The organism is Amycolatopsis sp. PS_44_ISF1 (assembly GCF_032335455.1).
Lineage (GTDB): Bacteria > Actinomycetota > Actinomycetes > Mycobacteriales > Pseudonocardiaceae > Amycolatopsis.
On sequence record NZ_JANUXO010000002.1, the window covers coordinates 77279 to 102675 of the forward strand.

Annotated in this window: 19 protein-coding genes and 1 pseudogene; 15 read left to right on the top strand and 5 right to left on the bottom strand. The window is 70.7% G+C overall.

What is annotated here, in order from left to right; translation table 11 throughout:
* Nucleotides 1–102: 102 nt before the first annotated feature.
* Genes NYF13_RS15490 through NYF13_RS15505 form a run of 4 tightly spaced genes read left to right on the top strand, consistent with a single transcriptional unit; the run spans nucleotide 103 to nucleotide 5349 of the window.
* Entirely contained in the window at nucleotides 103–1842 is a 1740-nt protein-coding gene (locus NYF13_RS15490; RefSeq protein WP_315657495.1) for a hypothetical protein, read from the top strand.
* A 53-nt stretch (nucleotides 1843–1895) separates the two neighbouring features.
* Complete coding sequence (locus tag NYF13_RS15495) at nucleotides 1896–2783, top strand: carbon-nitrogen hydrolase family protein (RefSeq protein ID WP_315657496.1); 888 nt, start codon at nucleotides 1896–1898, stop codon at nucleotides 2781–2783.
* Nucleotides 2780–4156, top strand: a complete 1377-nt coding sequence (locus tag NYF13_RS15500) for an APC family permease (protein WP_315657497.1) — start codon at nucleotides 2780–2782, stop codon at nucleotides 4154–4156. Before NYF13_RS15495 ends, NYF13_RS15500 begins: the two co-directional genes overlap by 4 nt.
* Complete coding sequence (locus NYF13_RS15505; protein ID WP_315657499.1) at nucleotides 4153–5349, top strand: P1 family peptidase; 1197 nt, start codon at nucleotides 4153–4155, stop codon at nucleotides 5347–5349. Before NYF13_RS15500 ends, NYF13_RS15505 begins: the two co-directional genes overlap by 4 nt.
* A gap of 453 nt (nucleotides 5350–5802) precedes the next feature.
* Here the strand turns inward: NYF13_RS15505 and NYF13_RS15510 are convergent, their stop codons facing one another.
* Together NYF13_RS15510 and NYF13_RS15515 are read right to left on the bottom strand one after the other, a co-directional pair.
* The gene (locus NYF13_RS15510; RefSeq protein WP_315657500.1) at nucleotides 5803–6090 is read right to left on the bottom strand and encodes a hypothetical protein; all 288 of its coding nucleotides are present in this window, start codon (nucleotides 6088–6090) and stop codon (nucleotides 5803–5805) included.
* Between the two features lie 383 nt (nucleotides 6091–6473).
* On the bottom strand, nucleotides 6474–9191 hold the full coding sequence (locus NYF13_RS15515) for an AAA family ATPase (RefSeq protein ID WP_315657501.1): 2718 nt from the start codon (nucleotides 9189–9191) through the stop codon (nucleotides 6474–6476).
* A 228-nt stretch (nucleotides 9192–9419) separates the two neighbouring features.
* Here NYF13_RS15515 and lanKC point away from each other — a divergent pair, with 228 nt between their 5' ends.
* The 5 genes from lanKC (at nucleotide 9420) to NYF13_RS15540 (ending at nucleotide 15674) form a co-directional block, all read left to right on the top strand.
* A complete protein-coding gene (lanKC, locus tag NYF13_RS15520; protein ID WP_315657503.1) occupies nucleotides 9420–11975 on the top strand; it encodes a class III lanthionine synthetase LanKC in 2556 nt (851 codons plus the stop codon).
* Nucleotides 11976–12062: 87 nt separating this feature from the next.
* Nucleotides 12063–12155 (top strand): class III lanthipeptide, encoded by a 93-nt coding sequence (locus NYF13_RS15525; protein WP_315657505.1) that lies wholly within the window; start codon nucleotides 12063–12065, stop codon nucleotides 12153–12155.
* Between the two features lie 62 nt (nucleotides 12156–12217).
* Nucleotides 12218–12313 (top strand): class III lanthipeptide, encoded by a 96-nt coding sequence (locus NYF13_RS15530; RefSeq protein ID WP_315657507.1) that lies wholly within the window; start codon nucleotides 12218–12220, stop codon nucleotides 12311–12313.
* A 65-nt stretch (nucleotides 12314–12378) separates the two neighbouring features.
* Nucleotides 12379–13584, top strand: coding sequence for an MFS transporter (locus tag NYF13_RS15535; protein WP_396287334.1), 1206 nt, complete (start codon nucleotides 12379–12381; stop codon nucleotides 13582–13584).
* Nucleotides 13581–15674, top strand: coding sequence for a prolyl oligopeptidase family serine peptidase (locus NYF13_RS15540; protein WP_315657509.1), 2094 nt, complete (start codon nucleotides 13581–13583; stop codon nucleotides 15672–15674). Before NYF13_RS15535 ends, NYF13_RS15540 begins: the two co-directional genes overlap by 4 nt.
* A 561-nt stretch (nucleotides 15675–16235) precedes the next feature.
* Here NYF13_RS15540 and NYF13_RS15545 read toward each other — a convergent pair.
* Nucleotides 16236–16565, bottom strand: a pseudogene (locus NYF13_RS15545) (transposase); the annotation flags it as partial.
* Between the two features lie 21 nt (nucleotides 16566–16586).
* Entirely contained in the window at nucleotides 16587–16901 is a 315-nt protein-coding gene (locus NYF13_RS15550; RefSeq protein WP_315657510.1) for a hypothetical protein, read from the bottom strand.
* 89 nt (nucleotides 16902–16990) lie between these two features.
* Between NYF13_RS15550 and NYF13_RS15555 the strand changes: the two genes are divergently transcribed.
* Entirely contained in the window at nucleotides 16991–17395 is a 405-nt protein-coding gene (locus NYF13_RS15555; RefSeq protein ID WP_315657512.1) for a hypothetical protein, read from the top strand.
* A gap of 300 nt (nucleotides 17396–17695) precedes the next feature.
* The gene (locus NYF13_RS15560) at nucleotides 17696–17872 is read left to right on the top strand and encodes a hypothetical protein (RefSeq protein ID WP_315657513.1); all 177 of its coding nucleotides are present in this window, start codon (nucleotides 17696–17698) and stop codon (nucleotides 17870–17872) included.
* 361 nt (nucleotides 17873–18233) lie between these two features.
* On the opposite strand, the gene NYF13_RS15565 is transcribed toward NYF13_RS15560, so the two are convergent.
* On the bottom strand, nucleotides 18234–19106 hold the full coding sequence (locus NYF13_RS15565; protein ID WP_315657515.1) for a helix-turn-helix transcriptional regulator: 873 nt from the start codon (nucleotides 19104–19106) through the stop codon (nucleotides 18234–18236).
* A gap of 127 nt (nucleotides 19107–19233) precedes the next feature.
* Between NYF13_RS15565 and NYF13_RS15570 the strand changes: the two genes are divergently transcribed.
* The 4 genes from NYF13_RS15570 (at nucleotide 19234) to NYF13_RS15585 (ending at nucleotide 25390) form a co-directional block, all read left to right on the top strand.
* Entirely contained in the window at nucleotides 19234–20211 is a 978-nt protein-coding gene (locus NYF13_RS15570) for an NADP-dependent oxidoreductase (protein WP_315657517.1), read from the top strand.
* Entirely contained in the window at nucleotides 20199–21413 is a 1215-nt protein-coding gene (locus NYF13_RS15575; protein ID WP_315657518.1) for an FAD-dependent monooxygenase, read from the top strand. The genes NYF13_RS15570 and NYF13_RS15575 overlap by 13 nt, the downstream gene beginning before the upstream one ends.
* A 669-nt stretch (nucleotides 21414–22082) precedes the next feature.
* Complete coding sequence (locus tag NYF13_RS15580) at nucleotides 22083–22631, top strand: hypothetical protein (protein WP_315657520.1); 549 nt, start codon at nucleotides 22083–22085, stop codon at nucleotides 22629–22631.
* Complete coding sequence (locus NYF13_RS15585) at nucleotides 22628–25390, top strand: AAA family ATPase (RefSeq protein ID WP_315657521.1); 2763 nt, start codon at nucleotides 22628–22630, stop codon at nucleotides 25388–25390. Before NYF13_RS15580 ends, NYF13_RS15585 begins: the two co-directional genes overlap by 4 nt.
* The last annotated feature ends 7 nt before the right edge of the window (nucleotides 25391–25397 follow it).

Sequence of the window (25397 nt, forward strand, 5' to 3'; positions counted from 1 at the left end):
CGGCCAGCTTCCCCCGCCGTCTCGCGTTAGGTGCCCGCCGTGTCTTTCAGCCGTCGTACTCTCCTCGGTGCCGCGACCGCCGCCGCCGCTGCCGTCCTGCCCATGACCGCCGGGCCGGCGCGGGCCGCCCGTCACCCCCGGCGGTCCGTGCTCACCGCCGAGGAGCTGCGCGGCGGCCGGGCCACCGGCCCCGTGGACGACTCCGCGTTCGCGATCCCCGCGGGGGCCGCCGGGCCACGCCACTGCTTCTCCGGCTCCCTCGTGCTCGGCGCGCAGGACCACAGCGGCGGCTGGACCGTGCTCACCGACGAGCGGGGCCTGGCGGCTTCGGCGGTGTACCGGTCGCTGCCCGAGATGGACCTGACCTTCGTGCAGACCGGCGATCATCTGGTGCCGGTCACCCAGGGACTGCAGTACACCGGGCACGCCGCGTGGAACGTCATCGTCGGCCCCGGCCGGATCTGGCACGAAGACGGTGACGGCGGAGCGGACCGGGCCGCGTTCCCCTTCACCCTCTGCCACCGCAACTCCAACGACACCTTCAACGGGGCCATGACGTTCCTGTTCGACGGCGGCGGGGTCAGCGACGTCCGGTTCCAGATCACCCAGGAGATCTGCACCTGGCTGCGGTTCGACCGCTGGGGCCGGCGCCGGGCCGCCTACGTCCGGAAAACCGTTCCCGGATCCGCCCGCCTCCGCCGGGCGCACCTGGCCGAAGTCGCGGACCGGATCCCGGTGCGGCCGCTGGAGCAGCTCGCCGCGGACCATCCCGCGGCGGGGATCGACGTCGCCAACTTCGGCCGTGGAGTCACCGCGAGCGCGATCAGCGCCCTCGGCGTCTATTACAACGGCGTCAACTACACCGCGGCGGCCCGGACCCGCCACGGCCTTTATGCGTTTCCCGAGTCCCTGCGCCTGGCCTCGTATTCGCTCGCCAAGACGGCGCTGACCAACCTGGCGCGGCTGCGGCTGTCCCGCAAGTACGGCGAGGACGTCGGCTCACTGCTCGTGCGCGAACTGGTGCCCGAGGCGGCCGGCTCGCCGGGCGACTGGTCTGCGGTCACCGTCGACAACGTCCTCGACATGGCGACGGGCAATTACGCGTCCCCCGGGTACGAGGTGGACGAAGACGGCAAAGCCATGGACAGCTTCGTCTTCGCCGAGCCGGAAGATCGCAAGACCACCCTCGCTTTCGACTGGCCGCACGCCGCCCGCCCCGGCACCTACTGGAACTACCGCACCTCGGACATCTACCTCGCCGCCCTCGCCCTCTCCCGATACCTCGAGCGCAAGGAAGGCGACGGCGCGGACCTGTACGCGTTCCTCGACGAGGAGGTCTACCGGCCCGCCGGGCTGAGCGCCGGCTTCCGCGCCCAGTGCCTGCGCACGGACAACAGCGCCACCGGGCAGCCGCTCGGTGGCTACGGCCTGTACTTCACCCAAGACGACGCGGCGAAGCTGTCCCGGTTCCTCAACGTCGACCTGGGACGGGCCGGCGGCCGTCAGCTCCTCGACCGGAAGAACCTGCTGGCCGCGCTCCAGCGCGACCCCGCCGACCACGGTCTGCCCTGTCTCTCCTCGGGCAAGTCCTACCTGTACTACAACCAGTGCACCTGGGCGGTGCACGTCGAGGCGGCGAACCCGGCGTTCGACGAGTACGGATACCCGGCCGGGACGGATTTCTGGGTTCCTTCGATGTCCGGCGTCAGCGGCGACGAGATCGTGATGATGCCCAACGGCGCGACGTACTACTACTTCTCCGACAACCTGGAGTACGCCTACCTCTGGCCGGTCTTCGAACTGCACAAGCTGCCCGCGGCCGAAGGCACCCCCGGCTGGTGACGGCGATCCGCACCGTATCCGCTCGTACCGCCCCGATTGGCTGGTGATCACCCGTGTCCCGACCGCTGCCGCTGATCCTCGCGCAGGCACCCGGCCGGCCGGCCGGCGACTGGGCGGGGTTCGCCGAGGACGTCGAGCGCCGCGTCCGGCTGCGACCGCCCGGCGCGCTCGTCGTCTACCCGGAACTGCACCTCGGCGAAAGCGTTCCCGGCCGCGCGGCCGCACCCGAGGACGCCGCCGAGCCGATGGACGGCAAACGGGGTGGCTTCTTCTCGCAGCTCGCCGGTGACCTCGGCATCTGGCTGGTGCCCGGCAGCGTCTACGAGCGCGGCGAGGACGGGCAGGTGTACAACACGGCGCCGGTCTACTCGCCGGAGGGCCGGTACCTGGCCGCGTATCGCAAGATCTGCCCCTGGCGCCCGTACGAGACGACCCGCCCCGGTAGCCGGTTCGAAGTGGTGGTCCTGCCGGGCGTCGGCCGGATCGGCCTCTCCATCTGCTACGACACCTGGTTCCCGGAGATCTCCCGGCACCTCGCCTGGCTGGGCGCCGAGCTGATCGTCAACGTCGTACGCACCGGCACCAGCGACCGGACCCAGGAGGAGGTGCTGAACCGGGCGAACGCCATCGCCAACCAGGTGTTCGTCGCCAGCGTCAATTCCGCCGCCCCGTCCGGCGTCGGCCGCAGCCTCCTGATCGACCCCCAGGGCACCGTCCGCTCCCAGACCCCGGACGACGGCGACGCGACCCTCACCGACGTCATCGACCTCGACGAGGTCGCGAACGTGCGCCGCTACGGCACCGCCGGGCTCAACCGGATCTGGCAGCAGTTCCGCCCCGGCGACCCGGTACTGGAGCTGCCGCTGTACGGCGGGCGCATCGATCCCGGCACCTGGGCGGCGGTCCCCTCCGGCCGCCCCGGCGGGGGAGAGCGGCCGTGAGCGCCGGGAAGCCGCGCCTGACCGGCGATCTGAGCCTCACCTCGGTCGTCCTGTTCGGACTGGCGTACATCTCGCCGGGCATCGTCGTCACGACCTTCGGCGTCATCGCCGCGACCAGCGGCGGCGCGGCGCCCACCGCGTACGCCGTCGCCACCGTCGCGATCCTGCTGACCGGGCTGTCGTACGCGAAGATGGCCCGCGTCGTGCCGGGCGCCGGGTCCGTGTACTCGTATGCCCGCGCGATGCTCGGCCGCCGCATCGGTTTCCTCGCCGGCTGGGCGATGCTGCTGGACTACTTCTTCATCCCGATGGTCGGCTGGCTGATCCAGGCGACCTACTGCGAAGCCCAGTTCCCGGCCGTGCCCCGGTGGGTCTGGCTGGTCCTGGTCGTCGCGCTGACCACCGGGGTCAACGCCTTCGGCATGAAACTCGCCGACCGCGTCAACAAGGTCCTGATGACCGTCGCCATCGGCTCGCTCGCCCTTTTCGCTGTTCTGTGCGTCGTCTACCTGGGCCACCACGACACCGGTCCGGTGACCGGCGCCGTGTGGAACTCCCAGAGCTCGGTCGGCGCCATCACCGCGGCCGCCGCCGTCGCCGCCTACTCCTTCCTCGGCTTCGACGCCATCTCCACCCTCGGTGAGGAGACCAAGGACAGTACGAAGACCGTCAGCCGCGGTGTCATCGCCTGCGTGGTCGCCGCCGGGGCGATCTTTTTGGTGCTCTCGTTCATTCTTCAGCTCGTCCACCCGGGCGGGCGATTCGCCGACGAGGACGCCGCGGCCTTCGCCATCAAGATCATGGTCGGCGGCCGGACGTACGCCGACATCGTCAACTTCATCTCGGTCGCGGGCGGCGTGGCGTCCTGCATCGCCCTGCAGGCGTCCACCGCCCGCCTGATGTACGTGATGGGCCGCGACGGCGTGCTGCCCCGGCGCGTGTTCGGCCGGCTTTCGCCGAAGCTGGGTACTCCCGTCACCGGGCTGCTGCTGACCGCCGCCGCGGGCGTGATCGCGATGGGGCTCGACCTGGCCACCGCCACGTCCTTCATCAACTTCGGCGCGTTCCTCGGCTTCACCCTGGTCAACGTCTCCGTCGTCGCCTGGTCGATCCGTGAGCGGAAGGAGGGCCGCCGCCACAACCTCTTCACCTTTATCGTGCTGCCGCTGGCCGGAGCCGCGGTCTCCGGATATCTGCTGAGCCGGCTGGGTGGTACGGCGCTGGTGATCGGCCTGGTGTGGCTGGCGCTCGGCATCCTCTACCTGGCCGTGCTCACCAGGGGATTCCGGCGGCCTCCGCCCGAGCTGTCCGCCGTCGGCCGCGAACCGGTCCCCGCGCCCGAAGACCCTCCGCGCACAACGGCGGCGGCATGACCCTGTTCTCACCGTCGCGGGGATTCGCCCGGCTGTCCGGCACCCCCGCGCACCGGTACACGCCCTCAGGCCGGCCGCGGGCCCGGGCCCTCGGCATTCCTTTCGACGGCACGCCGGGAACGGCCAATGCGATCACCGACGTGCCCGGGGTCCAGGTCGGCACGGTCACCTTGATCGAGGGCGAGAGCGTCCGCACCGGGGTCACCGCGATCCTGCCGCGCGGGCGCGACGGTGTGGGCGTCCCCGTCGCCGCCGGCCACTACTCCCTGAACGGCAACGGCGAGCTCACCGGAAGCCACTGGATCGAGGAGTCCGGCCAGTTCCACACCCCGCTGCTGATCACCAACACCCACGCGGTGGGCGCGGCCCACCGCGGCGCGATCGACTGGATGGTGGCCGGCCGGCCCGAACTGCGGACCGGGTGGCTGCTCCCGGTCGTCGGCGAGACCTACGACGGCTATCTCAACGACATCACCGCCTCGCCCGTCCGGCCCGAACACGCCGTGGCCGCCATCGAAGAAGCCGAGGGGGGAGCGGTCGAGGAGGGCTCGGTCGGCGGCGGAACCGGCATGAACTGCTACGGGTACAAGGGCGGCAACGGCACCGCCTCCCGTCTGGTTCCCTACGGGGACGACCACTTCACCGTCGCGGCGTTCGTGCAAGCCAACTTCGGCGCGCGCCACGAACTGACCGTCGCCGGGCGCCCGGTGGGCCGCCACCTGCTCGCCGACAACCCGATGCAGGACAGCCGGGAGGCGAACTCCGCCGTGTTCGCACCGCCCGGCGGGGCCGGCTCGATCATCGTGGCCATCGCCACGGACGCGCCCCTGCTGCCGCACCAGTGCAAGGCCCTGGCCCGGCGCGTCCCGCTGGGCCTGGCGCGCACCGGCACCACGGGATCGCACTTCTCCGGCGACCTCTTCCTGGCCTTCTCCACCGCCAACGAGGGTGCGTTCGCCTCTTCGTTCGGCAGCGGGGAAAGCTACGACACAACGCATTCGCTCCCCGCCGGGCGGATCAACCCGTGCTACGACGCGGTGGTCCAGTCGGTCGAGGAGGCCGTGCTCAACGCGCTCGTCGCGAACGAAGAGATGACCGGCCGGGAAGGCCACCGCAGCCCGGCGCTGCCCCACGGGGAACTGGTGCGGCTGCTGCGCGAACAGGGTGTGCGGACGGCCCGGCTGCCTCAGTGACCCGGCGGGTCCAGGGCCGCTGCCGGGCGTCTTGCCGCCAGCGGTTCCCGGAGGTGTTCACGCCGCACGCCGACGTGGGCACGCTCGGTCTCGAACCCTCCTGAATGTCCCGGTCCGACGAGAGTACCGGTACGGACTGGGGCGGCTGGCAGTTTCTCCAGCGCCCCGGTGCCGTCGGCCATCAGCACACCAGGCCGGCCAAGGTGCTCGATGTCGCGGCTTCGCCATTCCCTGGGCGGATCCCGCTGAGCCGGTGGCCGAAGCCATGACCAGCGCCGACATCGGACCCGACGGCACATGCCCATCGGTGCCTTCACCCGGCCCATCACCAGCCCCTGGCCACCACCAGACCCAGCTTCGCTGGAGCCGCCACACCAGGGTGACCACACACCGTCACCGTCGTGAAGAACCCGCGACACGCGACTACGCGATCTCACCTGTCCGGCCCCGGATTTACCCGTTCAGTGCGATAGCGGTGCGTGACACGGAGTTCGGCGCGTTGCCACAGGCTGATGCCGAACGGGACGAACCCGGCGGCGAGCAGTGCCGCGCCGGTGACGGTGCTGAGGTCGGTGCCCTCCGGGACCGGCGGCAGTGGGTCAGCAGGAACGCCACACCGAGGGCGGGCACCCAGCCGAGCACCCGGGCGCGGTATGCGCCGATCGAGAGCACCGCCCACGCGAGGTCGGCGCTGCCGTCGAGGGTCGGCAGCGTGTACCAGGTCTGGTAGGTCTTGCTCACCGCCCTTGTCGCGGCCTCCAGCCCTGGCCTGGGCCACCCCGCCGGCCGTCGGGCAGAGGGTCGAAAGCTCGGTTCCCCCAACGCAGTTCGCCGGGCCCGAGCAGTTCGGGCAGGGCGAAGCCGCCCACGGCACCCAGCAGCACGGGCTCGCCGAACCCGGCGGTGGCCCGGAAGACGGATTCGGGACGCCTCGGCGGGCGCTCGGGCAATGTCGTCATCGGCGCCGAGTTCGTTTCACTCGGTCCGTCTGGTGCCGTAGCCGGCGTGCGCGCCGGTGGCGGGTGATCGTCGATCAGATCGGCGCGGGCGCCGAAAGCAGCCATGGGGACCCGTTCGTCTCTTGGGCGCCCCTCGTGGTGCCACCGGGCGCGCCGGGCCCCTGGTCAGGGGGCTCCGGTGCGCAGGTCGGGCCAGTTCCCGAGTTGCCTGCGGGAGGTGATGTCCAGTTTGCGCAAGATGTTGCGCAGGTGGGCGTCGACCGTGCGGCGGCTGATGAACAGCCGGTTCGCGACCTCGATCGAGGTGCCGCCCGCGGCGACCAGCCGGGCGATGTGCATTTCCTGCATGGTGAGCTGGTCGTGGGCCGGCCTGAGCCGTCCGCGGGTTTTCTCGCCGGTGGCCAGCAGTTCGCCGGCGGCCCGTCCGGCGAAGGCCTCCATGCCCGCCTCCGACAGCAGGGTGTGGGCGGTGCGCAGCTGTGGGCGGCATTCCTTCCGGCGGTTTTCGCGGCGCAGCCACTCTCCGTACAGCAGGTGCGCCCGCGCCCGATACGGAAGCGCCGGGCTCTTTTCGAGACGGTGCACAGCCTCGCGGTAATGCTCTTCATCACCCGTCACCAAGCCCCGTGCGTAGGCGGTGACACCCAGCGCCGTGTCGGTTGCATTGGCTTCGGCCAGGACGGTCAGGGTTTCGAGTGCGGCGGTGGCCTCGTCGTGCTTACCGCAGCGTGCGGCCGCCTCCACCAGTTCGGGCAGGGCGAGACTGCTGATGAAGACGTCGTCGTGGCCGATGAGCTGCCGGGCCGCGGTGAACGCGGCCGGGTACTCGGAAAGACCGTTGTGCAGCAAGGCAGCGGCCCAGTGGACATTGGCGATCAGCTGGTCGGTGCCGCGCGCGCCCAGCGCTGCCCTGGCCGTCTCGATCAGTTCCATCGCCTCCTTGCGGCGTCCGCGGATCGCGGCGAGGTGGAGCCGGTGGTAGAGCACCGGTTCCCCGTCCGTCGCGTCGGTGATGGCTTCCTCCTCGGCGATCGCTGCCATCGCGCGTCCCACGTCGCCGCTGAGCACCGCGCTGGAGGCCACCTGGGCCAGGGCCAGACGCAGCGTGATCGGTGATCCCGACTTCCGGCCGGCCTCGAGCAGTTGTTCGGTGATCGCGGCGTAGGCGTCGGGATCGCACAGCGAAACCGAGATGATCACCGCGAGCGAGGGCCGGGTCGCGCACAGGGCGGTGGCGTGCTCCTGCAGGGTCTTGCGCAGCAGGGGCATCGCGGTCCGGTAGTCCCCGCCGGCCAGCTGGGGGAGCGCGTCCAGGATGTCCAGGGACTCCGGAGCCCGCCCCACCGGCGCCGAACTCCGTGCCTCGGCCAGGATCAGGTCCAGGACGCCGTCGGGACGACCGGCGGCGACGCTCGTCTCCAGCGCGTCCAGAAGGCATTCGCGGGACCGTTTCGGATCCGCGGTCGCGAGCCGCCGGCTGGCGCGGATCATGAAGTTCGCACCCTCCTGGTCGTGGTGGCGGGCGAAAGCGATCCGGCCCCGCAGCAGATCGGCGTCCGCGTGCCGGCCGTCCTCCAGCCGGGTGTGGTCGAGAGTGGCGAGCAGCGCCGTCGCCGTGTCGAGAGCGCCGATGTCGAATCTGGCTTGCGCTGCGGCGATCGTCCGCTTGATCCGGTTGCCCGGGATCAGCGAGAGCTCCGCCGCGCGTTCGAGGAACGCCGCCGCGGCCACCGTGCCGCCGCGTGACCGGGCCCGCGAGGCCGATCGCTGCAGTTCGGCGGCGACGTCTTCGTCGGGACCGGCGCTGGCCGCGGCGCGGTGCCAGGCGCGGCGATCCGGGTCGAGTTCCGGATCGGTGACCTCGGCCAGCGCGTGGTGCGCCGTGCGGCGCTGGGGGTCGTCGGCGGCCAGGTAGACCGCTGAACGGGCCAGCGGGTGGCAGAAACGCACGCGAGTGGAGAAGGTGACGAGCCCGCTGGCGGCTGCGGCTTCACCGGTGGTGGTGACGTCGAGGCCCACCTGCTGCGCGGCAGCCCACAACAGGCCGGGGTCGCCGGTCGGATCGGCACTCGCGATGGTCAGTAGCAGCCGGGACGGGCGGGGGAGAGCGGCCAGCCGGTCCCGGAAGCCCTGTTCGATCCGGTTCGGCATCGGTGACGCACTCGCCGTGGCGTACCCCGCGGTAGCGGGCGGGTGCAGCAGCGCCAGTGGGTTTCCGCGGGACTCGGCGACGATCTGCGCCCGCACCTGTTCGTCGAGCGGTGCCCGGTCCACGGTCTCCAGCAGGGCGAGAGCGTCGCTGTCGCCCAACCGGCCGATGTCCAGGCCGGGCAGTTCACCCAGCGCCCCGGCCGCCCCGGATGGCCGGGCCGCCATGAGCAGGACGACGGGGTCGGCACTGACGCGGCGGGCGGTGAACGCCAGCGCCCGCAACGACGCCGCGTCCAGCCAGTGCGCGTCGTCGACCACGCACAGCAGCGGGCGTTCCCGGGCCGCGGTGGTCATCAGCTCCAGGGCCGCCAGGCCGATGCGAGCCACATCGGGCGGGCCGGCCGCCAGGCCGAACGCGACGTCGAGGACCGCCCGATGCCGGTCGGACAGTCCGCCGCCGGAGCCGGGTGCGCGCAGTTGCCGGTCGAGCTGGTGCAGGGTGGCGAACGGCAGTTCCGATTCGAACTGCGAACCGTGGGCCCGCACCTGCAGGAATCCGGATGCGGCCCGCTGGGCGTGTTCCAGCAGCGCGCTCTTGCCGATGCCGGCTTCACCGTTCAGGACCAGCGCGCCGCCCCGGCCGAGCCGGGCTGCTTCGATCAGGTCCTCGACCACCCTGATCTCGTCCCGGCGGCCCACGAGCGGCTGCCGGCGTCCCATCGTAGATCGCACTCCACCCACTTTAGGCGCGCTGCGCCGACGTCCGGGCCGGACAAATCCTGACGAAACCACCGAAAACCGCCCGGTACCTACGTACCTGTTGCCGACGCGACCAGACCGGCTGAACCGGCACGCTCGGTTTCAGCAACGACGACAACAGCTACGGCCGGGTACCGACCCCCTTCGCTCGGTGAAAGCTCGTGGCGGAGACGCCACCGTGGACCGGGAACGGAAATCCTGATGACCGACACCCTGACCTACGCCCTCACCGACGACGATCTCTACCTCCCCATCGACCGGATAGCCGATCCGGGTACGCCGTTCGCCCCCGCCGCACCACCGGACGGGTGGACCCGCGGGCAGGAGGGCGTCTGGGCGATGTGGACACCGCCGGGGGCGCGGTTGCCGGCGCAGGGATGGAAAGTCCACGTCTCGACCACGCTGGACCGCGCCCAGTCCACTCTCGACACGGTCGCGGCGATCTGTGCCGACGAAGAGATCCCGTTCAAGCACCTCGCGGCCCGGCTCTTCTTCCTGTACCTGCACCACAAGCACGGATCACGGGTGCAGGCGGGAAAGTTCCTCGCGATCTACCCCGGCGACGACGCCACGGCCCGCCGAGTCCTGGACCGGCTGGCCGCCGCGCGGCGCGGCGAGGAAGGACCCTACGTGCTCACCGACCGCCGCTACGCCGATTGCGCCACGGTGTACTACCGGTACGGGGCTTTCCACTCCCGCACCCGCCTGCGGCCCGACGGTACCCGGGAACTGCTCGTCACGGACGCGGACGGCGCCGACCGCGTCGATGAACGGCAGGCGGCGTTCCGGCTTCCCGCCGGTGTGCGTGATCCGTTCGCCTCACCCGCCGAAGCCGGGCCTCCCGGGCCGTTGCTGCTCGGCCCGTACGAGATCGTCCGCGTGCTCCAGCACAGCAACGCGGGGGGAAGCTACGAAGGAAAGGACACCCGCGACGGCACCCGGGTGTTCGTCAAGGAAGCCCGGGCTGCCAACGGGTTGAGCTGGGACGGCGTACCCGCCCGGGAACGGCTGCGCGCGGAGCACCGGAGCCTGGTGCGCATCCACGTGGCGTCCCCCGGACTGTGCCCGGAACCCCTGGACTACTTCCAGGAATGGGAACACGAATTCCTGGTCACCGAATTCGTCGAGGGTGACACGCTCTACGGCTGGGTGGCCCGGAATTCGCCACTGCTCGAAGCGGGCCGGGAGCGGGCCGCGTTCGCCGCCTACTACGACCAGTGCGCACGGTTGTTCGACCGGGTCGACCAGGACCTGGCCGAACTCCACGAAATCGGTTACGTCTTCGGCGATCTGACCCCGACGAACATCATGGTCGAGGACGGGGTGCCCCGGCTGATCGACTTCGAGACCGCCCACGTCCCGCCGGAGGAACCCCTGCGGGTGGGCACACCGGTCTTCCACCCACCCCGGGGGTTCGTCACCCCGCAGGACCCCTTCGCCCACGACCGTTTCGCCCGGGCGTCGGTCACGCTCTTCACGCTTTCCCCGGCCTACGCCGTGCTCCAGCGCAGCCCCGGCAACCTCGAACTCATCCGGCGCGACCTGGCCGAGGAAGCGCCGCTGCCGCCACGGCTGTGGCGGCAGGCGAGCAGGTACGTCGGCGCGTGGGCCCCCGACGGCCGGGTTCCCGGCATTCCCCCGGGGCTGGACGCGGCGTCGTTCCCGGACCGCACCGCGCACCTGCAGCACCTGCGGGACCGGGTCGCCCAGGAACTGCTCTCCTCGGCCGATCCCGGCAATCCGGACTGGGTCTTCCCCCCGTCCCCCCAGGCTCACCGCACCAACCACCTCGGCCTCGCCCACGGCCTGGCCGGTGTGGTCCACGCCCTGGCCCACGCCGGAACCACCGTGCCGGACCACCTCGTGCACCGGCTTCGCGCCGAAGTCCACGCCCGGCACGACGAACTCCCGCCCGGAATGTTCGCGGGCACCGCCGGCGTGGCCGACGTCCTCGCCCAGCTCGGTCACCTCGACGAAGCCGCCGAACTCCTCGCGGCGGCCAAGGACCACCCCCTGACCGCCGAATGCGCCACTCTGGGCGACGGGGCCGCCGGTGTCGGCCTCGCGCTGCTGCGGCTCAACACCGCCACCGCCGACCGGCGGCACCTGGACTGGGCCGACCGCATCGGGCACACCCTGCACCCGCTCGCCCGGGCGGATTCCCCGCTCGGCCCGCGAGACCCCCGCGGCCTGGCCAACGGCCGGGCCGGGCTGGCCCTGTTCCTCCACCGGCTCGCCGCGGTGACCGGCGACGACTCCCACCGGCACGCCGGTCTGCGGCTCCTGCACGCCGAACTCGATCGCGGCCTGGAACTGCCCAGCGGAGCCCTGTCCTTCGCTGACGACGAGCGTTCCAGCCGGGCCATGCCCTACCTCGCGATCGGATCGGCAGGTGTAGGCCTCGCCCTGACCAGGTACGCCGCGACGGTCGACGACGAGCGGCTGGCCGGCGCGATGCCGCGGATCGTCGCGGACGCGGCCAAACCGTTCACCATCGCTCCCGGCCTCTTCCAGGGCCTCGCCGGGCTGGCCTGCTTCTTCGCCGAGCACGCCGCGTGGACCGGCGAGCCCGGCCACCGCGCCACCGCCCGGCGGCTGGCGTCCGGGCTGGCCCGGTACGCCGTGCCGCACAACGGCGGATTCCGCTTCCTGGGCGGGGACGGTTCGCACTTCAGCGCCGACCTCGCCACCGGATCCGCCGGCGTCCTGCTTGCCCTGAGCACCGTGCTCAGGGCGGACACGAAGGAGGCTCACTAGAGGTCCGCGGACCTCCGTTCGAGGTATCGCCCGCACTGCCGCACCTCGAACCGCCATGAATCGATTCGTTCCGAAAAGGAGAACATCGTGAACACCATTCTCGCCCTGCAGAACCTGGTCACCGTCGTCGACGAGGACGAGGCCCCCTGGAGCACCATCAGCAACTCCTGCGCCGGCTGAACCGTCCTTTCACGCGTTCGATTTTTTCCCGCACCACCCGTCAAGACAACCGAGGAGAAACCATGAACACCGTTCTCGCCCTGCAGAACCTGGTCACCGTCGTCGACGAGGACGAGGCCCCCTGGAGCACCATCAGCAACTGCTGCGGCAGCAACTGACGATCCGCACCAGATGAGGAGGTAGCGCGATGGAGCGGGACTTCAGGTTGTTCTGGATCGGACAGATGACCTCCAGCGCAGGCTCGACGTTCAGCTCCGTCGCGCTGCCCCTGGTGGCAGTGGGCTATCTCGGGGCGAACGGCACCGAAACCGGGCTGCTCGCCGCGGCCGGCAGTATCGGCCTGCTGCTGTTCGGCCTGCCGATCGGCTCGTTCGTCGACCGGCTGCGGCGCAAACGGCCACTGCTGATCGCCGGTGACCTGATCGCGGCGCTCGCGCTGGCCGCGCTGGCCGCACTCCTGGCCACGGGAACGGGCCGGGCCCTCGGCATCACCGCCCTCGTGGCGTTCGCGATGACGATCGGCGTCCTCGGCCTGTTCGTCGAAGCCGCCTACTTCACCCACCTCCGCAGCGTCGTACCGGGGGACGGGCTCGTCCCGGCGCGAGCACGCCTTCAGGCCGGCGAATACGCGGGCGGGGTGCTGGGAAGGGTGCTGGTCGGTCCCGCGACCGCGCTCGCCGGCGTCGCGGCCCCGTTCCTGATCGACGCCGCCACCTACCTCGTCAGCGCCGGCACCCTGCTGCTCATCCGAAGCCGGGAGACCGTCCGCGACCGGCGGTCCCCGGCCGAGACCGAGACCGCCGGGCCCCGCGGCGGCCTGACCGCCCTCGGCCATGATCCCTTCACCCGCAGCCTGATCGGTTACCTGCTGCTCTCCGCCGCGGTGTCCGGGATGACGGGTGCGCTGACCGCTCCGTTCCTGCTGCGCGTCCTGCACATCCCTGCTCTCTGGTACGGCTCGCTGTTCCTGCTCGTCGGGATCGCGGGTACGGCCGGATCGGTCCTCGCCGGCCGGTTGAGCAAGCGGCTGACCGCGACCCGGCTCTGCGTCCTCGGGTTCGGCTGCGCATCGGGCACCGCCGTCCTCCTCCCGCTCGCGGCCGGTCCCCTGTGGTCGGCGGCGGCCGTCGCCGCGATCGCCATCGCCCTGCCGACGTTCTTCGGGGCCCTGTCCAACGCCGGCTTCACGGCGCACGTGACCACTCAGGTCCCGGTCGATCTGCTCGGCCGGGCGGTGATCGCCCTGCACATGTGCAGCGCGGTGGCCACGACCGCCGGAGCGCTCGCGGCCGGCGCCCTGGCCGACCTGATCGGCACCCGGACGTGCCTGTGGGCGGTCGCGGTGATCTCCACCGGTGCCGTCGCGCTGCTGATCCCGGCCCGGCGGCACGCGCAGTCCCCGGTCCCCGCCCAGGAGGTCCGGGCATGACCGGCTACCCGCACGTCCCGGTCGAATCCCTGGTCGAGGTGGTGCACGGCCGGGAGGTAGCCGATCCCTTCCGCCGGCTGGAGGCGGCCGGCGACCCCGCCACCACGGCCTGGGTCACCGCGCAGCGGCACCTGACCGATGCCTACTTCTCCGCCCTGCCCCCGCCGGAGCGCCGGGACCGCTGGCAGGCACGGATTCGCGAGCTCGCCTCCAACGAGCGCGTTTCGCCGCCGCTGCACCGCGGAGACCGGATGTTCTTCACGCGAACGGGGGCCGGTGACGAGTTGCCCCGCCTCCACGTGCGCGACTCCCACGGGCGGGAGCGGGTCCTGCTCGAACTCGGACCGGCCCTCGTCCTCGATCGCTGGGACCCGTCCCCGGACGGCCACCGGCTGGCCTATCAGACTTCCGCGCACGGCGACGAGCGCTCGATCTTGAGCGTGCTCGACGTCGACACCGGGGAACCGGTGGACGGGACCGTCGACCGGGTCCGCTACTCGCCGATCGCCTGGCTGCCTGACGGCTCCGGCTTCTACTACGTCCGCAGCGCTCCCGAGCCCGGCGAGCCCACCAGCCGGCGGCCTTACCACCGCCGGGTCCTGCTGCGGCGAATCGGGGCCGGCGCCGAGACCGACCGCCTCGTGTTCGGTCTCGGCTTTCCGGCGGCCACGAGCTTCCAGGTGTCCGTGCACGCCGACCGCTGGCTGGTCGTGCAGGCGAGGGACGGTGTCGGCGCGGGCAACCGGACGTGGCTGGCCGATCTGCGCGAGCAGCCCGCCCACACCCCGCGTTTCCGCCCGATCGGCAGCCACCCGGACTTCTCGGACGAGCTGTCTATCACCGAAGAAGGCATCGCCTACCTCGTCACCACCGACGGCGCGCCGCGCGGCCGGATCTGCACCGCAGGCATCGAGGGCGGCTCGGCCGGTCCGTGGCGCGAGCACATTCCGGAGGACCCGCAGGCGGTGCTGGCGTCGGTCGCCGTCGTCGGCCGGGAACTGCTCGTCGTCCGCGCCCGTCGCGGCATCCACGAGCTGACCGCCCACGACCGCACGACCGGCCGCCCGCTACGCGTCGTCCGGCTCCCCGGCGACGGCCAGGTCAAAGCCGTCACCCCGTACCCCGAACGTGCGCAACTCTGGCTGGAGTACACCGATTACCGCGTCCCGGAGGGCATCTACCACTACCGCACCGGTGATGAAGCGGTGCGCCCGCACATTGCCGCCAGTGCCGGGTCCGGCCACCCGGTAGCCACCCGCCACGTCACTTACGCCTCGACCGACGGCACCGCGGTGAGGATGATCCTGATCGGCCCGAAGGACGCTCTCCGGGACCGTTCCCGTCCGCGCCCGACCCTCCTCACCGGATACGGCGGCTTCGGCCTCAGCGTGCGTCCCGCCTACGACCCCTCCCTGATCGCCTGGGCCCTCGCGGGCGGCTTGATCGCCATTCCCGCGGTCCGGGGCGGTGGGGAAGAGGGCGAGGACTGGCACCGCGCCGGTTCACGGGAAGCCAAGCAGAACAGCTTCGACGACTTCACCGCCGCCGCCCGGTGGCTGATCGACCAGGGCTGGACCACCCCCGACCAGCTCGGCCTCCTCGGCGCCAGCAACGGCGGCCTCCTCGCCGGGGCCGCGCTGACTCAGCACCCGCACCTGTACCGGGCCGCGGTCTGCGTCGCGCCGCTGCTGGACATGGTCCGGTACGAGTCGTTCGGTCTCGGCCCCTCCTGGCGCCAGGAGTACGGCACCGCCGATCACCCCGACGAACTGGGCTGGCTGCTCTCGTATTCGCCCTACCACCACGTCCAGCGCAGGGACGACTACCCTGCGGTGCTGTTCCAGGTCTACGACAACGACACCCGGGTCGACCCCCTTCACGCCCGGAAGATGTGCGCGCGCCTGCAACACGCCAACCCCGCCGGACGGCCGGTGCTGTTCGAAACCCGGCCGGACATGGGCCACGGCCCTCGGGCCCGCTCCCAGGCCGTCTCCGCCGCCGCGACCACCATCGCCTTCCTCGCCCACGAGACGGGACTTCACCTGCTCTGCGGCGAGGAAGCCGTGGAGCACGCGGAAAAAACCGGATGAACCGTGGGGGCGGGCCGGGATACCTGGCGGTCGTGGACCGAGGACGGCACCTGGGAGCGGATCCTGGACCGGGTGATCGTCGAAGACGACGCCGTCGGTGACCTTGAGTGGATCACCTCGGTGGACTTGAGCGTGGTCCGGACGCACCAGCCGCTGGTGCCCGGGAGAAAGGGGGGATGCGGCGACGTCATCGAAGCCCTCGCTCTTGTCGCCCGGTCCGGATCAGGGCGTCTGCGGCGGTGTCGGACGGAGACGGTGATCGCGGGCAAGGCGTATGCGCATCCCTCGACCCGTTGGGCGATGCGGGGACTGGCGGGTCGGCTTCGTCGGCCCGGGGCGGGATGACCGGATCGCCCGCCGCGTCGCCACAGGCTCGCGCGGCGGGAGACCACCGGTCTTCGAGGCCGAGGTCCGGTAAGCAGCGCACCGCGGTCGAACACTGCTTCACCCGGCTCAAGCAGTTCCGTGACCTGGCCACCCGCTACGTCATACGCGCTGCTTATTACCAGGCCGAGTTGACCATCGCCGCCATCGTGCTCCGGCTCCGATGACTTACCGGACACCGACTAGCACCTCCAGTTCGGCCGATGCGTCGTCGCCGACGTCGACCGGGCGCAGCGTGTGCGGCAGCAAGCGTGCTGCGTCGGCGATAATGAACGCGCCGTGGGCGTCGGTCTTGGCGCGGCCGGGGTAGAGGTCGGCGATGCGGTGCATCGCCAAGCCGGGCCGGTAAGCGGCCCGGTGACCGGCGGGGCGGGCGATCGTGCCCGGCAACGCACCGATCGTGGCCGGTTGGTCCACCACGATCAGCAGTGGTCCGTGCGCGGCAAGCCTGTCGAACACGGCCTTCAGCTTGGCCACCAGACCCGGTGACACCAGCCCCCGGATCATGGGTTCGACCGGGGGCGTCAGTCATGCCGGGCCTGGTGCCCACAGCTCCTCGAGCAGGAACTGCGAAAAAGGTAACGGGGTGGGTGGGTCCCGCGGTCCTAGGATGACGGGAACGATCGAGTTCGCGGCGGCGGCGCCGACGATGGGTGGGACGAAATCGATCGGGAAGACGGTGTGATGCGAGCCGCGCAGATGACGGGATGGGGCGGCCGGGCGACGTTCGAGTTGTCGAGACCGACCGCCCGCGCTCGGGCCTGATGGGGTGCTGGTGGCGTAAAAATCTTGCGCCAGCTCGCGCTTCGAGGCTTCAGGAAAACCGCAGACGGTGACAATCATGCCGTTACCGAATCGGATTGAAAATCAAGCAAAGGGTGCATATGCTCACGCAATTATTTCAAAAATCATCCAGGACATCTACTCTTGCGGTGGCGCTGGCGACGACCTTGGGTCTCAGTGTGGCTGTGAACACAGTCGGCGCGCCGGCGAACGCAAGCGTCTGGAACAGTTGCAAAGACGCTGCGAGTAAGGTCCTGCAGTACTTTTACTGGGTGGACACGGTCACCGGCGAAGAGACCGGCACGGCGGTCCAGCCAGATGGTTTGCTCAGTTATCACGACCTGGAATACACGGAGATGCACAGGATCAATATCCCTGCCGACGATACCGAACGTGTCTTCCTTTCGCTGGCGGCGCAAACACTCGAACGAAACTTCGATCAATTTCTCCTTTTCACCGACGGGAACATCAGGATGCAGCGGTTGTTGGATCAACGAGCTCTTCTCGTGTACGCCAATGAAGGTCCCGATGGGGGCATGCCCGCCTGCGGCTAGGGGCTGTCCTGTGGTGGTGCTCGACCGCGGCGTCCGGTGGTGTCGGCTGGGTGGAGGCGTCGGCTCGGTTTCTGACGGAGACGCGGAGGCTGAGGTGGCCTGCCGGGACGGTCGGTGTCTGTGGTTCGCCGCTGTAGATCGAGGTGATAGCCAGCTTGCCGGTGGGGCTCTCGTGGGTGCGTTCTGCGCGCGTGTCCCAGTGGCTGGTGTCAGTGCGGGTGGCTGCTGGTGAAGCCGGAGAGTGACCTCGACGGGGCCGATCTGGGTGCTCGGAGTACGGCCAGCCGGCCGGGTTTTCCGGTGAGCAGACCGTCCGGGCCGGGTGGCCCGGGGTTGCCGGTGTCGGTTGTGGTGCTGGCCGTCCTGGGCGTGGACGGTCGGCACCACCTCGTCGTGAGCAAGACCGGTCGTGCTGGAGGGCTCGAACGCGACCCAGCCGGGCTGGCTGCGTCGTCGCGGGTGATCGCCATCCGGTAGGTCTTGTCGCGGCAGACTGATCCTGGGGGCCGGCGCTTCGGGTGGTCCGGTAAGCGCCGCCCGCCGGTTCCGTCGTGAAGGCCCGTAGCCGCTGGCTCCAAGAGAAGCTCGGCGCCCACGATCGAGCCCTCGCGGTCAGACAGGGACTTCGGCTGGGCCTGCTGCTCCAAAACACATGCGGCCAGCCGGGTGGACAGGCGCCACCGGGGAGTTGGGTCGGTATCGATGTCCCCACCCTCACCCGTGGTCTCGCAGCCGGCGGCCCCACCTTTGGTCGGCGTGGCTCGTGGCCAGCCGTGTCCTCGTGCCCCCCGATCAGGGGGCGGCCGGTGTCACCCGGCGAAGGCGCTCGTTCGCGGCGTCAGGGGTGCCGCGGCGGTGAGACGGGCGCGGCGCCGGTGGGGAGCAGGTCCTTCAGCCTTTGCAGCCGATGATCGTCCACGCTGCCGGGCTCGGTGGTGAAGACGATGAGCATCTGCCCGGTGGAGTCCGGGACCGGGTAGGCATCCCAGTCCAGCCGCAGTTCGTCGACCAGGGGGTGGAGGATCCGCATGTGGCCGCGGGTCGTGTCGTCGACGTCGTGGCGGGACCACAACGACACGAACGTGGCGCTGAGTTCCGACAGCCGGCCCACCAGCTCCACCGCTCGCGGGTGATTCGGTTCGGCGGCAACCTGGGTCCGCAGCATCGCGGTCAGCTCCGCGATGGTCGTCCCCCAATCCGGGCAGTTCCGGTTGGCCTCCGGCCGCAGCAGCAGCGTGAGCAGGTTCCGCTCGTCGCGGGGCAGGTCGGTGAAAGCTCCGAGGACGGCATCGGCCAGCGGGTTGCCGGCGAGCACGTCCAGAAAGCGGCTGATGACCATCGCCGGGGTCGGTGTTCCGTGCAGCAGCCGCTTGGTAGTCGCTGCCACTTCCTCCGTGGAGTAGCGGCCGGCGGCTGGGGGCGGTTTGCGCGCTGCGGACGCGAGGGTGTGCAGGTGCCGCGACTCCTCTTCGGAGAAGTGGAGCGCACGGGCGATGGCGTCGAGGACCTGGTCGGAGGGGCGCACATCACGGCCCTGCTCCATGCGCTGGTAGTAGTCCGGGCTCACCCCGGCCAGCAGCGCGAGCTCTTCCCGGCGCAGCCCGGCCACGCGGCGCCGTGGGCCCGGCTCCAACCCCACGTCCTGCGGTTGCACGCGGCTGCGTCGCACCCGCAGGAAGTCGGCCAGCGCCCGCCGGGCCTCGTCGCTCATGATCGCCATTGTGCCCCAGTCCCGCTCAGGGTGGGTCTGGCCGACCCAGGATGAACGGAACGACCGAGACCACCTCAGCCGGCCCGACGATGGGTGGCACATCGGATCAGCCAGGGGAGGACGTGCCGTGAAAGCCGCGCAGATCACCGGGTTCGGAGCGCCGGACGTCATCCGGATCGCCGAGACCGCTCGCCCGGCCCCGGGGCCGGGCGAAGTGCTCGTGGCCGTCGAAGGGTCGAGCGTGAACGGCCACGACGTCCTCGTGCGGTCCGGCCGCGTGAAAGTGGTGTCCGGCCGCACGTTCCCCATCGGGGTGGGCCTGGACTTCGCGGGTGTCGTCGTCCGGACCGGGCCCGGAGTCGAGGATCACCGGGTGGGGGACCGGGTGTGGGGGACGGTGCACCCGCGGCGCCGGCACACCCTCGCCGGAGCCGCGGAGTACGTGGTCGTTCCCGCCGACCGCATCGCTCCCGCTCCCGCCACCCTTTCCGGCGTCGAGGCCGCGTCACTGGTCGTGGGGGGCAGCACCGCCTTGATCGCGCTGACCGACATCATCGGACTGACCTCCCGCGAGCGGGTGCTCGTCAGAGGCGCGGCGGGCGGCGTCGGCACCGCAGCGGTGCAGTTGGCCCACTCGATGGGCGCCTTCGTCACGGCCCTGGCCGCCGACGGGCACGCAACGGCTCTGAGCGAGCTCGGTGCCGGCCTCGTGCTGGACCGCAGCGCGACCACACCGGAGCACATCGGCCCGTTCGACGTGATCATCGACACGGTCGGCACGCAGCTACCCCGCTACCGCAGCCGGCTGGCCCGAGGAGGCCGGATGGCCACCGTAGTGCTGTCCGGCCCGGCTCTTCGCGCGATCACGTTCTCCAGCGTTCACCGGTCGCGGCGGATTCGCACCTTCAGCGCCGATCCTCGCTCGGCCTTGCTACGCGATCTCACCGCCCACGTCTCGGCCGGCGCGCTGCGCCCCGTGATCCACCACGTCTACCCTCTGGCCGACGTCGCCACCGCACAGAACGCTTTCGAGCGCGGCGGTGTCCTCGGCAAGCACGTAATCCGCATCGCCGGGAAGGCCGGAAAGCAGTCATGCGCATTCTGATCTCTGGTGCGAGCATCGCCGGTCCCGTGCTGGCCTACTGGCTCTGCCGGTACGGGTTCGACGTCACGGTCGTCGAACGATCGCCGGAATTGCGGAAGGCCGGCGGCCACGCCGTGGACCTGTACCGGCCCGCCGTCGACATCACCGAGCGAATGGGCGTGCTGCCTGAGGTCGAGGCGGTGGCGATCGATTCGAAGAAGCTGACTCTCCATCGCGAGGGCGCGCACCGGCCGGCCCGGGCCGACCTGACGAAGATCTTTCAGGCATCGTCCGATCGGGACGTCGAGGTCATGCGTGACGACCTCAGCAAGATCTACTACGACGCCGGCCGTGAGCACGCCGAGTACCTCTTCGACGACTCGATCACCGGTATCTCACCCGACGGCGACGTCACTTTCTCCCGCGCTGCCCCGCGCCGGTTCGATGTGGTCGTGGGCGCCGACGGCCTGCACTCGAACGTCCGCCGGCTCGTGTTCGGCGACGAGGGCGGCTCGACCAGGTTCATGGGCGCCTACCTGGCCATCCTCTCGCTGCCGAAGGATTTGGGTCCCGGCAGTGGCGAGACGGTCGCCCACTTCGGCCCCGGCCGTACTGCCGCGTGCTACACCGCCCGAAACCTCGCCGACGCCCGGGCCATTTTCCTGTTCCGCCGTGACCACCAGCCCGACCTCGACCACCGGGACATTCCACGGCAGAAGCAGTTGGTGCGGGAAGCCTACGCCGGTATGCACCCACAGGTCGACCGTTGGCTGGCCACGCTCGACGACCCGAATGCCTTCTATTTCGACTCGATCAGCCAGCTCGATCTCGAGCCGTGGTCGCGTGGTCGCGTGACCCTGGTCGGTGACGCCGGATACTGTCCTGGCCCCGCCGTCGGGGGAGGAACCAGCCTCGCCGTGCTCGGCGCGTACGTGTTGGCCGGCGAATTGGCCTCGGCAGGAGGAGACCACGTGCGAGCTTTCGACGCGTACGAAAAGGAAATGAAGGACGTGGTGCGTAAGAGCCGCGCTTTCGCACAGAGCGATCTCCGCACGATCATCCCAGCCACCAGCTTCGGCGTACGGGCTTTCGTCTACGGTGCGCGGCTGGTTTCGGCCATGCCGGCAGGCGTGGCCAAGGTGATGGCGAAGCTCAACAGCGGCGGCGCCGGCACGTACGAATCGGTGCGCATCCGGGACTATGCAGGCACTCCACCGAGCTGAGCCGATTGCCGGTGATACCGGCTTCAGGTAACCGAACGCTGGATATTCCGCTGGTACCTCGTCGTCGGCGGTTACGACGGGCGATTGGAAGCTCGCTGCGAGGCGGCCCGCCGTCCGGCAGGTTGAGTGCAGGCGAGTGAGCTTACCGTCCACTGTACCGTCCACTGTGCTCTCACCGTTACCATCGCGTGAATTGTGACCGGCTGTCGTTTACCGAGGTATTGCCGTTACGCAACGAACGCGTTGGTGGCCCGCTTTTAACGTGCGTGATCACCGATGTCAAGGATGACAAAAAATGACTCGCAACCATGCGTTCGGGAGCATGATCGGATTCACCCGAATGTCGGTGTCCGGACAGCGCCGCGCACTGTAGTAGTGGCGCGGTTGCCCGTCTGTACCCTCCCGGTGACCCGAACGACTTCAGTGGGAGGCGCCCGGTTCAGCGAGTCGGGTCGACTGGCTAAAGTTGCTGCGGCGCGGGCACGATTTTGGTGCCGGTGAACGGGAACCGGGCCGCGGGGTGGCGGCTCGCCTTCCTCGTTGTCTCGATCGCCATTGCTCAGGTGAGCGCTGGGCCGAGTCGCTGAGTCCAAGACGGATTACCGCCATTTGGCCGAAGGGCCGGCGTCATTGTGCCATCAATATTGTGTGAAAATCTCGGGAGCCCACATGACCGTCGACGAATCTTCCATTCCTGCCGACGTGCTCACCGGCGCTGAGGCGGAGGCCGCGGTGGCGGGCTTTTCGGCTCCGGAGCCGGCGGCGCAACTGCGCGAACTGGACTTCCTGCTCGGCGACTTCCGCTGTGAGTACGTCAACCTGACCAGCGAGCCGCCGACCTCCGGGACGGCGTCCTGGAACACCAAGGCCGTCGCGGGCGGCCACTACTACGAGATGACCCAGGTGATTCCCGTGCCGGGGATCAGAGTGCGGTGGACCTTCGGGTGGAACAGCGTCGCGGAGAAGTTCTTCTCCCACTACATCGACGACTGGGGCAACCACGGGACCACGACGTGCCAGGGCTGGGAGGACGGGTCGCTGCGCTGTGTCGGCGAGTACGTCGCCTTCGGCCAGCCGTTCGTCTTCCAGGAGGAGCTGACCCCCGTCACGCCCGACCACTACCGCAAGCGGGGGTTCGTCCAGCAGGGTGAGGACTGGGTGCAGGTCGACCTGATCAACTGCTTCCGGGACGCGCACGCCGCCGACACCGCGCTGTGAGGACGGCCGGAGGCACCCACGAGAGGGACCACGCCGCGCCCGGCGCGGATCTCGTCGAACGGGACGATCTGCTGGCCGACCTCGACGGGCTCCTGCGTTCGGCGGCGGAGGGCCACAGCCAGACGGTCGTGGTCCGCGGGCCCGTCGCCACCGGTAAGACCGCGGTGATCCGGGAGTTCGTCACCCACTGCGCCGCGAGCGGGACCGGCGTGCTGACCGCGAACGGGTCACTGGCCGAGCAGTCGTGCCCGCAGGCCCTGGTCCGGCAGCTGTTCGACGACCTCGGCGGCGGCCCGCGCGAACCGGCCGGCGAGCCGCCGGCGGCTCTGCGGATGGGCGAGCTGCTCCACAAGGCACTGGTCGAGCGGCTGGGGTCCGGGCCGCTGGTGGTCTGCGTGGACGACCTGCACTTCGCCGACGACGCGTCTTTGCAGAACCTGCTCTACGTTCAGCGCCGGCTCGTCGCCGCGCCGATTCTGTTCCTCTTCGGCGTGGCCGACCACCTGAGCGGGAGGCTGACCGAGTTCGACGCCGAGCTGACCCGGCGCGCCCGCATCCAGTCGCTCGACGTCGGTGCGCTGAGCCGGGCCGGGGTCGAGGCGATGGCCCGGTGGTACCCGGGGGACGACCGGCTGAGCGGCCAGGTGGAGGTGCTGCACCGTGCTTCCGGCGGAAATCCCCTGCTGCTGAAGGGACTCCTCAAGGACGCGGTGGCGGACGGGGTGGTGCGCCCGGGCGGGCGCGGGTTCCGGGACGCGGTGTCGGCTTGCCTGTACCGCGGCGGGGCCGGTATGCGTGCGGTGGCCCAGGCGCTGGCGCTGCTGCGCGAGCAAGGCGACCACGAGCTCGTCCCGCAGCTGCTCGTCGCACCCGCGGACGACGTGGACCAGTCGGTGAAGGCGCTCGTGGCGGCCGGGGTGCTCGGGCCGGACGGCGGTTACCACAGCGCGGCGGCGCGGACGGCGGTGCTGGAGACCATGGCGCCGGCGATCGAGGCCGGGCTGCGCGGGAAGATCGCCGAACTCCTCCACGAAAAGGGGGCGGCGGGCGACGCGGTCGCCCGCCACCTCGTGGCCACCAAGGAGTCGCCGGCCCCCTGGGCGGTCGAAGTGCTGGTGGAGGCCGCCGAAGAGGCCCGCGTGGCCGGGGAGCTGGACCGGGCCGCGGCCTACCTGGAGTTCGCCCTGCGCGCCGAGGTCGACGAGCACACCCGGGCCCGCAGCCTGGGGCTGCTCGCGCGGATCAAGTGGCACACGAACCCCCGGGCCGCGGCCAGCTACCTGCCCTCGCTGCGCGAAGCGCTCCTGGCCGGCCACCTCGGCGATCAGGACGCCGGCCGGTTGGCCGGCTACCTCCTGTGGCACGGCCGGGTGAAGGAGGCCGCCGGAGTCGTGGAGTGGATGGAGTCCGTGCGGGCCGGCCGCACACCGGCCACGCAGGACGCCCTCAACGCGACCCGCCACTGGATGCAGTACCTGCACCCCCGGCGCGACACCGCGCTCGCCGCCGACCCGGCCGAGCGGGGGCGGTCCCGGGAACCGGACGCCACCGGTGACCTCCGGCTGCACGCGGCCACCGCGCTGGTGTCGGTGCTGACCGGTGGGGTCGGTGCCGACTGCTCGAGCGCCGAGTTCGTCCTGCAGAGCACGGAAATGGGCAGCCACGCGGACGAGTCGGTGTTCGCCGCGCTGCTCGCGCTGGTCTACGCCGACCGGCTCGACCGCGCCGGGTACTGGTGCGAGAACCTGCTCGGCCACGCGCGGCGTCACAACCTGACAACGCTGTCAGCGATCGTGCTCGGGGTGTCGGCGGACATCGCGCTGCGGCAGGGCAGGCTGAGGGCCGCCGAAGCGCGGGCGAACGAGGCACTGGCGTTGATCTCCGACCGGGGCTGGGGCGTGGTGATCGCCTACCCGCAGAGCATTCTGGTCGCTGCGGCCAGCGGCCTCGGCCGGTACGCCGAGGCCGCCGAGCACCTGCGCCGGCCGATGCCGGCGGGGACGTTCGAGACCGCTTTCGGCCTCAACTACCTGTATGCCCGCGGGCTGTACGCTTTGCGGACCGAACGCCATTTCGCGGCGCTGGAGGATTTCCAGCGGTGCGGCCGGCTCATGCGGGAGTGGGGCCTCGACCGCGCGGTGATCGCGCCGTGGCGGCTGGGCGCGGGCCTGGTCCACGCGGCGCTGAGCCGCACCGACGAAGCCAAGGCCCTCTTCGACGAGCAGAGCCGGCGCCGCCGCGGGGAGCCGGGTGCCATGCGCGGCGTCTCGCTGCGACTGCTCGCGCGGCTGTCCGAACCGGACGCCCGCGCCGGTATGCTGCGGGAGTCCGTCGCGTTGCTGCGCAAGTCCGGGCACGCCCTCGAACTGGCGCTGTCACTGGCGGAGCTGAGCAACGAGCGGTATTCCCGGGGAGACACCAAGCAGGCGCAGGAAGGTGCACGGGAAGCCATGGAGATCGCCGAAGACTGCGAGGCCGTCGAGGACGTGCGCCGCATCCTCTGCGAGGGCTACCGGTTCGACCTGGCCGACCTGCTCGGCGACGAGCACGTGCAGACGCGCTACGAGCTGAGCAACGCGGAAGGGCGCGTGGCGGCGCTGGCCGCGTCGGGGATGACCAACCGCCAGATCGGCACGCGCCTGCACCTGTCGACCAGTACCGTCGAGCAGCACCTCACCCGCGTCTACCGCAAGCTGCAGGTCACCCGCCGGGAGGACCTGGCCCGGTTGCTGTGGCCGGCGCGGACCGAAACCGCCTGACCTCTTC